We start from the raw sequence: 9496 nt of genomic DNA on the forward strand, positions 1-9496 counted from the left end.
TCAAGAGTAATATAAGTATGAATTACCGAGCCTGAAGTCACCTTACAATCTTCCCAAAGAATATGAGTTAGAGAAGACTCTAGATCGACTATACATTATGACTATACATCATAAAGGGGTGCAGCTTAATGGCCGCTCCCGAATATTTGATTGTACAGCCATTACTCCAGATCTGCAAGAGAAGATAAGTTCATCTGCTGGAAATAGATTCTTTTAACATATCTTGTTTATTTGTCGGACAATTTGCGAAAAACATTCAGCAACAGACAGTCCCAAAGAGAACCTTGCTGTAGAATAGTCTGGATTTAGACACCCTCAGTTCTACAAATTCCTATGCCTCGTCGCGAAGACCTCAAAAAAATCCTTATCCTCGGTTCGGGCCCCATCGTTATCGGTCAAGGCTGCGAATTCGATTACTCAGGAACTCAAGCCTGTAAAACCCTTCGACAAGAGGGCTATGAAGTTATCCTCATTAACTCCAACCCAGCAACGATCATGACGGATCCCGAAACCGCCGATCGCACTTATGTCGAACCTCTCGTTCCGGAAATGGTCGCGAAGGTGATCGAAAAAGAACGCCCAGATGCCATTTTACCAACAATGGGAGGACAAACCGCTCTCAATCTCGCTGTGGCTTTGTCCAAAGATGGCACCTTAGAGAAATATAATGTAGAACTCATTGGTGCCAAACTCCCCGCCATTGAAAAAGCCGAAGATCGCCTCTTGTTTAAAGAAGCAATGGAAAAAATCGGGGTAGGGGTTTGTCCCTCGGGTATTGCCAATAACCTAGAAGAAGCCCGCGAGATCGCCAAAGAAATTGGCTCCTATCCCCTCATTATTCGTCCTGCTTTCACCCTCGGGGGGACGGGAGGGGGAATTGCTTACAACCAAGAAGAATACGAGGAAATGGCACAAGGAGGAATTGATGCTTCTCCCATGTCACAAATTCTCGTTGAACGCTCTCTTTTGGGATGGAAAGAGTACGAATTAGAAGTGATGCGGGATCTCGCTGATAATGTAGTTATTGTTTGCAGTATCGAAAACTTCGATCCGATGGGGGTACATACCGGAGATTCTATCACCGTCGCCCCTGCCCAAACCCTGACAGATAAAGAATATCAGCGCTTGCGAGACTACTCCATCGCCATCATCCGAGAAATTGGCGTGGAAACTGGAGGATCTAACATTCAATTTTCTGTTAACCCCATGAATGGGGATGTAATTGTCATTGAAATGAACCCTCGGGTGTCGCGATCGTCTGCCCTCGCGTCGAAAGCAACGGGTTTCCCCATCGCCAAATTTGCCGCTAAACTGGCTGTGGGTTATACCCTAAACGAGATTTCCAACGACATTACCAAGCAAACCCCAGCTTCCTTTGAACCGACCATTGATTATGTCGTCACTAAAATCCCTCGTTTTGCCTTCGAGAAATTCCCTGGATCGTCATCGACTCTTACGACTCAAATGAAATCCGTTGGGGAAGCGATGGCCATCGGACGCACTTTCCAAGAATCCTTCCAAAAAGCCTTGCGATCCTTGGAAACCGGGCGCTATGGTTTTGGTTGCGATCGCAGCGAACCTTTACCGACTCTCTCACAAGTTAGCGCAAATTTACGCACCCCTAACCCCGATCGCGTCTTTAGTATTTATCACGCCCTCACCTTGGGGATGTCTGTTGAAGAAATTCACAACCTAACGGCGATCGATATTTGGTTTTTGGACAAATTGGCAGATTTGCTCAAAACCGAACGCTTCCTCAAGCAAACACCGTTAAACGAGATTTCGGCAACGGATATGCGGTTCATTAAACAACAAGGATTTTGCGATCGCCAAATTGCTTTTGCGACCAAAACAACAGAAGATGCCGTTCGCAACTTTCGCCAAAAATTAGGGGTTAATCCAGTTTATAAATTAGTCGATACTTGTGCGGCGGAATTTGAGGCTTACACCCCCTATTATTACTCTACCTACGAACCCGAAGAATCAGAAATTCGCACCTCTGACAAACCGAAAGTGATGATTCTCGGGGGAGGACCCAACCGCATCGGACAGGGGATCGAATTTGACTATTGCTGTTGTCATGCCTCCTTCTCGCTTCGGGATGCAGGATATGAAACCATCATGGTTAATTCCAACCCTGAAACAGTTTCTACGGACTACGATACCAGCGATCGCCTCTATTTTGAACCTCTTACGAAAGAAGATGTTCTCAATATCATTGAAGCGGAACAACCCGATGGAATTATCGTGCAATTTGGCGGACAAACCCCACTCAAATTAGCAGTTCCCTTACAAAATTATCTCAATCAACATCCAGGAAAAACTAAAATTTGGGGAACTTCTCCAGACTCCATTGATATCGCAGAAGACCGAGAACGATTTGAAAAAATTCTCAACGAACTGGAGATTTTACAGCCTCCCAATGGCATTTCTCGCAGTTACGAAGAATCTCTGGTCATTGCCAACCGAATTGGTTATCCCGTCGTGGTTCGTCCCTCCTATGTTTTAGGGGGTCGAGGCATGGAAATTGTTTACGCAGACTCAGAATTAGAACATTATATGACCTTTGCGGTGCAAGTCGAACCCGATCATCCAATTTTAGTGGACAAATTCCTCGAAAATGCCGTTGAAGTTGATGTGGATTGTGTCACCGATCGCGAAGGAAATGTAACGATTGGTGGCATTATGGAACATATCGAACAAGCGGGGATTCATTCGGGAGATTCTGCTTGTTCTTTGCCCTATACTTCTCTATCCGATACGGCTTTGCAGATCATTCGGACATGGACGGTGAAGTTAGCAAAAGTATTAAATGTTATCGGTTTGATGAACATTCAATACGCAGTTCAAGGGGATGTGGTTTACATTTTGGAAGCGAATCCACGGGCATCTCGGACGGTTCCCTATGTTTCCAAAGCAACGGGAATTCCTCTCGCTAAAATCGCTTCTCTGGTCATGTCCGGTAAAACCTTAAAGGAACTGAACTTCACAGAAGAACCTATCTTTAAGCACGTTGCTGTAAAAGAAGCCGTTCTCCCCTTTAAGAAGTTCCCCGGTACAGATACCCTTCTCGGTCCTGAAATGCGTTCTACTGGGGAAGTAATGGGCATTGATTCCGACTTTGGTAAAGCCTTTGCTAAAGCAGAAATGGCAGCAGGAGAACAATTACCGCGAGAAGGAACGGTTTTCATTTCTGTTAGCGATCGCGATAAATCTGCGGCTATTCCCATTATCAAAGAGTTCTTAGATTTGGGTTTCAAAATCATTGCCACTACGGGAACCCATAATGTTTTGCAAGAAAATGGTTTAGAGTCGGAATTGGTGTTAAAACTGCATGAAGGTCGTCCTCATGTTTTAGATGCCATTAAGAACGAGAAAATCAACCTGATTGTCAATACTCCTTCGGGACAAGATGCCCGGGAAGATGGAATGTTGATTCGTCGTTCTTGTTTGGCTTACAAAATTCCTCTCATTACCACTCTTGCGGGGGCAAAAGCAACTGTAGCTGCAATTAAATCCTTGCGATCGCAACCTTTGGAAGTGAAAGCATTGCAAGACTATATTGTTTAAATCTTTGACGCAAACAAGAGGATTTAATTCCCTTGTTTGCGTAGCCAATTTCCTCCAACGGGTCAAGATGCCCGTTGCACTAACTAATCATTAATTTATCGGGAATTTATCGGGGTTTGTGGGTCTTTACTTTAACATTATCAGTGGTGTAAATTTCCAAGGGAATGCCAGCATTATCGCTAACTTTTTCTAAGGCTTGTTCGAGAGAGAAAATATGATCCATAATATCAGCTTGAGCGTCAATATCATTATCCTCTCGAGCCGCGATCGCGGTTTTGCGAACTCTTTCGATATAACTGGGGGTTAAACGCACAGAAATAAGAGCATTATTGATGGAGTAGACGCAAAAGATAAGTTCTCCATTACAAATTGCATCCAGATCGAGGCGAGCTTGCCGCACTTGAATGCTCTCTTTTAAACTTCCCTCCGCTCTTGTCAGAGAACTATTGTAATCCTTAATCAGAGATTGCGCTTTCCCATAACTAAAAGTATCGCTAGGAACTTGCTTGATGTAATTAACCGCACTTTGCCAATGGCTAACCGCATCCGTCCAACGATTGCGCCGTTGAGCCGATCGCGCCTTTTCCGCAAATTGTACGGCTTGATTATAGGCCTCAGTCGCAAAAAGTTCGTGATTTTTGCGGTCTTCTGATTCTTTTGCTTTCGGTAAAATTGCCGCCAATTCCGTTTGGGTGCTGTCATAAGAGAGACTATCTTCAGAAACAGATTCAAGACGGGCGATCGCCGTTTTCCATGTAGAATCAGCTAAACGCAAATCCTCCAAGGATTGAGCAATTCCCTGACGCACCTCGGCAATTTTAACCGCTTCTTTGGCAGCTTCAAGACTTTCCAAGGCTTTTTGTTCCGTTTCCCAACGTTTACTGACAATATCGAGATTGCTGCGATATTCACCGATTTTTTTGCGGGCAAAGCGGTAAAACTCGCTATTGGGAGAAATTGTTTCCAGTCCCGCGATCGCCTCCTCCCAAGTTTGTTTGGCCGCTGCCCATTGAGAAGCCGGTAAAGGGGGATTTTGACTAAGTTCTGCGGCGCGAGAGGCAATTTGTAGGGCGGAAATGAGGTCTTTTAGCCCATCTTTTGTGTCTTGATAAGCAACTAATAAATTTGCCGCTTCCCCATGCTTTCCCGACCAACTGGGAATAGATTCTAAAAGCGCGATCGATTGCTGCATTTGCTGCTGTGCTTGCAAAATAGCGCGACCGGAGGGGGGGTCTTGGAGTGTTTTCAGGGCATTATTGGCTAATTCTTCAGCCACTTCCATTGTTTCGCAACCTCCCAAGACGCAGGGACGAGTCAGGCCGTATAACGTGGCGAAAAAAACCGCGATCGCCAACACAACTCCCGTCCCAACCACCCCAACCCAAATTTTCTCGAGGTGAGGAGAAGGTTCGGCGGTTTTAGTATAACTTTGCTGCATCCAGTCATTGGGGTCTTCCTCTTCATCCACCCCAACAAAATCAAAATCGAGATCGGGGTGAGTCATTTCCTCATCGGGATAGTCAACAAACTCCTCTTCCCTATTCCCTATTGCCTGTTGCCTATTCCCTATTGCCCCTTCTCTCACTATTGACTCCTCTCTCACTATTGCCTCCTCTCTCACTGACGGAAAAACGCGCTCACTTTCAGCAATACCTTCCGGGGTACTGGCTTTAACTTGGGTCGCGATGTCATTTTTAGGGGCTTCCTCAGTACAGGGAGTAAACGCATAAGGGCGATCGCCACCTTGAACTTTCAGGCACATCAAACCGCGATAGCGCCATTGTAGATTTTGCTCCCGAAACACCGCTTCGATGAGGCGAAAAGCCCGTTTGGGGTGAGTTAAAGCAGGGAGAGGATGCTGGACGGCCATTAACAGGGCATCTTTTTTGAGAAAACAACTGACTTGCAAAGGCGAAATTTCTCCCAGCTTTTCTTGTAAGCGTTGCTGGAGAAGGGTTTCGAGTTGGGTTAGATCGAGAGGACGTACCGAGGTTTTAACCACCATAGCCACAGGGGGGATGAAATTCTCTAGAAAAAGCAAGTAATGTTAGTTTAGCAGAAATACCGAGAATCCCCCTATCGTAATCTTCGATTCGATAGGGGACGGCGCTTTTAATAAAACATCAAGAGTAAAACATCAAATTTATGCACGCACATTGAGGAGGAAGTAACGAAAACTTGCGGAACCCAATAACATTAATTTGATGGCAAAGTAATCTTTTCTTTTAATCTTTTTGCACCTCTAGCGATCGCCTCCCAGTCTTCAGTTTGAATTAAAGAAGAGGGGAAAAGTTGACTCGATAATCCTACCGCGATCGCCCCAGCTTGAATCAATTCCCCTGCATTTTCTAAAGTAACCCCTCCTGTAGGAATTAAAGGAATTTTAGCTAAAGGCGCTTGAATAGCTTTGAGATAATTTGCCCCTCCCACTGTTTGAATGGGAAACACTTTCACGCAAGTCGCCCCAGCTTGCCAAGCCGTAATAATTTCCGTGGGAGTTAACGCCCCTGGTACCATGGGAATTTGGGCGATAATTGCCTTTTCAATTAATTGCCGATCGCCATGAGGAGAAAATATAAATTGAACCCCTGCGGCGATCGCTTCTGCCAATTGTTGGGTTTCCAGAATCGTCCCGACACCAATGAAACAGGAAGGAAATTCTTGGCGCAATTTACCAATTAAAAAGGCAGGGCGATCGCTATTCCAAGCAACTTCAATGGAATGAATACCCCCCGCGATCGCAGCCCTAGCCATTTGCAGCCCTAACTTCCAATCTGGCGAACGAATCACCGCAATGAGGCGATCGCGCTGTAACTGTTGTAACCAATTGTGCGGGGACGTTTCAACCACAGAGAATTCTAGAGTTTGTTCATGGAGATTTTACCGTGGATTGCACTTACAATCGGAAGGAATGCGTAAATTCTACTATTATAAAAACCGCTTATGTCCTCCGTCAGCTTAATCCGCGCCGAATCCTACGATCGCCATCTTTTGCGCCAGTCTCTCCTGGAACTCCTCGAACCCCTAGGGGGAATTGAAGCATTTGTCAAGCCAGGCGATCGCGTTCTCCTCAAACCCAATCTTCTCACCGGAAGTCAACCCCCCACGCGGGAATGCGTCACCCGTCCGGAAATCGTCTATTGTCTCGCGCAAATGGTGCGAGAAGCAGGAGGAAACCCCTTTTTGGGGGATAGTCCCGCCTTTGGTAGCGCCAAAGGAGTCGCCAAAAACAACGGCTACCTTCCCTATACCGAAGAACTAGCATTACCCATCGTCGAATTTAGCGGACAACGCCATGTTATCGAAAGCGATCGCTTTAATCACCTGCGTTTATCCAAAGAAGCACTCAACGCCGATGTCGTGATTAATTTACCAAAAATCAAATCTCACATTCAACTAACCATGACCCTCGGCGTTAAAAACCTCTTTGGTTGCGTCCCCGGAAAAATGAAAGCCTGGTGGCATTTAGAAGCGGGAAAAGATGCCTCTCGTTTTGGAGAAATGTTAGTGGAAACCGCCCGCGCGATCGCGCCAGAATTGACCATTATCGACGGTATTATCGCCCATGAAGGAAACGGTCCGAGTGGGGGAGACCCGCGCTTCTTAGGCATTCTCGGCGCATCTGCTGATGTTTTTGCCCTCGACCTCGCCCTACTGGATCTCCTCCATGTCGATCCCGCTTTAGTCCCGACAATGGTAGCCGCGCAAAACTTGGGCATCTGTCCGGAATTCTCCCAAATTGACTTCCCCAAACTCCATCCTTCTAACCTACAAGTCGAGGACTGGAAACTGCCAGAAGCCCTAATACCCATTGACTTTGGACTGCCTCGCATTTTTCGTTCCACCTTTAAGCATTTTTATATTCGTCTTATCAAAGAACCCATTGCGTTGTATAGCGATCGCCAATAATTCCCGCGATCGCGCTATAGCCCTTGACAAATTCCCCAAAAAATGAGAGGGCGCGATCGCCCTTTCTCAAATTGTCAAAAAATCTTGTTTCTCAATGCTTGCAATCTGCGATCGCCTCAAATGAATATCTCTATAATTGTTGCTCTAATTCTTCCAGCAAGGCGATCGCTTGCTCTCGGGTAACGGTGGGAAATCCATCTAAAAAATCGTTAATTGATTCTCCTGCTTTGAGATAATCCCAAAAAGTTTGTACGGGAACTCGCGTGCCTGCAAAAACAGGAGTTCCACTCATAATTTCGGGAGATGTGCTAATGGTTGAGAGAGTTTTTAGCATGAGTTCTACTTTTGACGATATTCTCTTTCTTGATTTTTGAAAATGCGTTCGCTTCTACGTTTTCTCCATAGGAATCTGAGGTAGTTTTGCGATCTGGCATGGGTTTGAGGGGTGCTTGTATGGGAGCATATTGACAGTGGCAGATCGCAATAAAATCGAATGCACCTCCGGGGCAATCGGCGGGATAGGTTTCCACACGCACGACTTCCCAATCTCCCGGACGATAGTGAGTGCTGGCAAGAGGAGCTTGGCGATCGCGGCATTCTTCTAAGCGGACGAATTCTAAGGGTCGATAACCGGGTTCTGGAAGGGGCTTATCAGAAGAATCCCAATGTTCGGCGAGAATGCGCGTTAAGGCTTGGGTATGTTGCAACCTGCGATCGCGCCACCCTTCGGCACTCGGCTCGGTTTGAAAAATGATATATTTTCGCATTAGTTATCCTCTTTGCGTTCTTGTTCTTTGTACCAGTCTGGAAATTCTGTTTCCCCCTCAAATACACAGTCTACCTCAAGGATTTTATCATCGGTGATTTCGACTCGAATCAAGTTCCACTTGTATTTCTGTTGCATTTCTTCACATTTTTGCGGATTGGTTGCACCATGTCGCGAAATATTTTCGTCAGGATCGTAGCGTAGTAGATTTTTATTGTCTGGCATTGCAAAAGTTCGCGTGAAAATAAGGTATAGTAAACATAGGTAACAGTCATTACTACAATAGATGAGGTATAAGCCTCATTAAGTCCAAGTCTGGTAGGCATTGAACGCTTGATCATTTTGGATTGCAGTTCAGTAGTTTGTAATGACATCATATTTAACTACTATAAGTCAATTAGAAGAACATTTAAAATATCAATTTGGAATTGTGTATGGAAAAAAAGAATCAACTCTTAAAAAAGTTCAATTTCAAAGAAAATTCTTTAAGTGGGAAATTAATTTAGACATCGTTGTTAAATCTTTAGAATTTTCAAGAATCCAAAATTTGAGGAAGGGACTTCCGAGAAAGAAAACAAAAAAAGAATTCAATAATAGGCGTGATGAGATTAGTGCCTATTTAAGTTGGAGACATCACGTATTTGCTCATCTAGCTGACACAACTTTTAAACAAGGAAGTTCGCCAATGGTCGATCAATATGCTTATTACGAATATGGATCGGCTCCAATACAACTCACTCCCAATTGTTTAGCATTGGGATATGAGAAAGACCAAAATCATTCCCTTAATCCAGAAGGAAAGTATCAAGATATGTCAAAACATTTTCCAAGGATCACAATCTTGGAAGATCATCAAAAAGTTTTAGAACATTATAGAAACTGGCAAGCAACATTTGAGAAATACGAGAATCATTTAAGAATTGAAGATGGAGAGTCAGCCATCTAGTGCGCTCGCTCATAAAGCATTATCCAATCGGTCAAACATTACTACAAAGAAGTTGTCTGTTGCCTCACTTATATATCAAATTAGGATTATCAGGGTCTAAACCTATTGCAATGAGGCGATCGCGTAACTTCTGTAATTCTGTTTGTGTTTCCTGCAATTGGGAATTCTCTTTCTTGACAATGCGATCGCCTTTGTACAATGTGTTAAAGTATTGCAAATCGCGATCGCAGAGTCGATTTTGCTTTGAAGATTTTTCCGAATTGACGGCTAATGATATTAAAGCCTGTCTTGTGAAACTCCTTAAT

8 protein-coding genes and 1 pseudogene are annotated in these 9496 nt (G+C 44.6%); 3 read left to right on the forward strand and 6 right to left on the reverse strand.

The window, feature by feature from the left end:
• Positions 1-333: 333 nt before the first annotated feature.
• Positions 334-3570, forward strand: coding sequence for a carbamoyl-phosphate synthase large subunit (carB, locus tag VB714_RS02315; RefSeq protein ID WP_323220770.1), 3237 nt, complete (start codon positions 334-336; stop codon positions 3568-3570).
• Positions 3571-3676: 106 nt separating this feature from the next.
• Here carB and VB714_RS02320 read toward each other — a convergent pair whose 3' ends face one another.
• Together VB714_RS02320 and VB714_RS02325 are read right to left on the reverse strand one after the other, a co-directional pair.
• Positions 3677-5575: a hypothetical protein gene (locus VB714_RS02320; protein WP_323220772.1), complete on the reverse strand. Its 1899-nt coding sequence runs from the start codon at positions 5573-5575 to the stop codon at positions 3677-3679.
• A gap of 191 nt (positions 5576-5766) precedes the next feature.
• Complete coding sequence (locus tag VB714_RS02325) at positions 5767-6420, reverse strand: bifunctional 4-hydroxy-2-oxoglutarate aldolase/2-dehydro-3-deoxy-phosphogluconate aldolase (RefSeq protein ID WP_323220774.1); 654 nt, start codon at positions 6418-6420, stop codon at positions 5767-5769.
• A 93-nt stretch (positions 6421-6513) separates the two neighbouring features.
• On the opposite strand from VB714_RS02325, the gene VB714_RS02330 reads away from it, so the two are divergent.
• Entirely contained in the window at positions 6514-7479 is a 966-nt protein-coding gene (locus tag VB714_RS02330) for a DUF362 domain-containing protein (protein ID WP_323220776.1), read from the forward strand.
• 130 nt (positions 7480-7609) lie between these two features.
• On the opposite strand, the gene VB714_RS02335 is transcribed toward VB714_RS02330, so the two are convergent.
• Genes VB714_RS02335 through VB714_RS02345 form a run of 3 tightly spaced genes read right to left on the reverse strand, consistent with a single transcriptional unit; the run spans position 7610 to position 8470 of the window.
• Positions 7610-7813: a DUF433 domain-containing protein gene (locus tag VB714_RS02335; protein WP_416309584.1), complete on the reverse strand. Its 204-nt coding sequence runs from the start codon at positions 7811-7813 to the stop codon at positions 7610-7612.
• A complete protein-coding gene (locus VB714_RS02340; protein ID WP_323220780.1) occupies positions 7788-8246 on the reverse strand; it encodes a hypothetical protein in 459 nt (152 codons plus the stop codon). The genes VB714_RS02335 and VB714_RS02340 overlap by 26 nt, the downstream gene beginning before the upstream one ends.
• The gene (locus VB714_RS02345; protein WP_323220782.1) at positions 8246-8470 is read right to left on the reverse strand and encodes a hypothetical protein; all 225 of its coding nucleotides are present in this window, start codon (positions 8468-8470) and stop codon (positions 8246-8248) included. The genes VB714_RS02340 and VB714_RS02345 overlap by 1 nt, the downstream gene beginning before the upstream one ends.
• Positions 8471-8612: 142 nt before the next feature.
• On the opposite strand from VB714_RS02345, the gene VB714_RS02350 reads away from it, so the two are divergent.
• Positions 8613-9191 carry a hypothetical protein gene (locus tag VB714_RS02350; RefSeq protein ID WP_323220784.1) on the forward strand — a complete coding sequence of 193 codons (579 nt, stop codon included), beginning with the start codon at positions 8613-8615 and terminating at the stop codon, positions 9189-9191.
• Positions 9192-9255: 64 nt separating this feature from the next.
• Here the strand turns inward: VB714_RS02350 and VB714_RS02355 are convergent.
• Positions 9256-9496, reverse strand: a pseudogene (locus VB714_RS02355) (hypothetical protein); the annotation flags it as partial.

Source organism: Spirulina sp. 06S082, from assembly GCF_034932145.1.
GTDB lineage: Bacteria > Cyanobacteriota > Cyanobacteriia > Cyanobacteriales > Spirulinaceae > CCY15215.

Bases quoted from the DNA above. Each gene is read 5' to 3' on its own strand.
- carB (WP_323220770.1), top strand. From the start codon at position 334: ATGCCTCGTCGCGAAGACCTCAAAAAAATCCTTATCCTCGGTTCGGGC.
- VB714_RS02320 (WP_323220772.1), bottom strand. From the start codon at position 5,575: ATGGTGGTTAAAACCTCGGTACGTCCTCTCGATCTAACCCAACTCGAA.
- VB714_RS02330 (WP_323220776.1), top strand. From the start codon at position 6,514: ATGTCCTCCGTCAGCTTAATCCGCGCCGAATCCTACGATCGCCATCTT.
- VB714_RS02335 (WP_416309584.1), bottom strand. From the start codon at position 7,813: ATGCTAAAAACTCTCTCAACCATTAGCACATCTCCCGAAATTATGAGT.
- VB714_RS02340 (WP_323220780.1), bottom strand. From the start codon at position 8,246: ATGCGAAAATATATCATTTTTCAAACCGAGCCGAGTGCCGAAGGGTGG.
- VB714_RS02345 (WP_323220782.1), bottom strand. From the start codon at position 8,470: ATGCCAGACAATAAAAATCTACTACGCTACGATCCTGACGAAAATATT.
- VB714_RS02350 (WP_323220784.1), top strand. From the start codon at position 8,613: ATGACATCATATTTAACTACTATAAGTCAATTAGAAGAACATTTAAAA.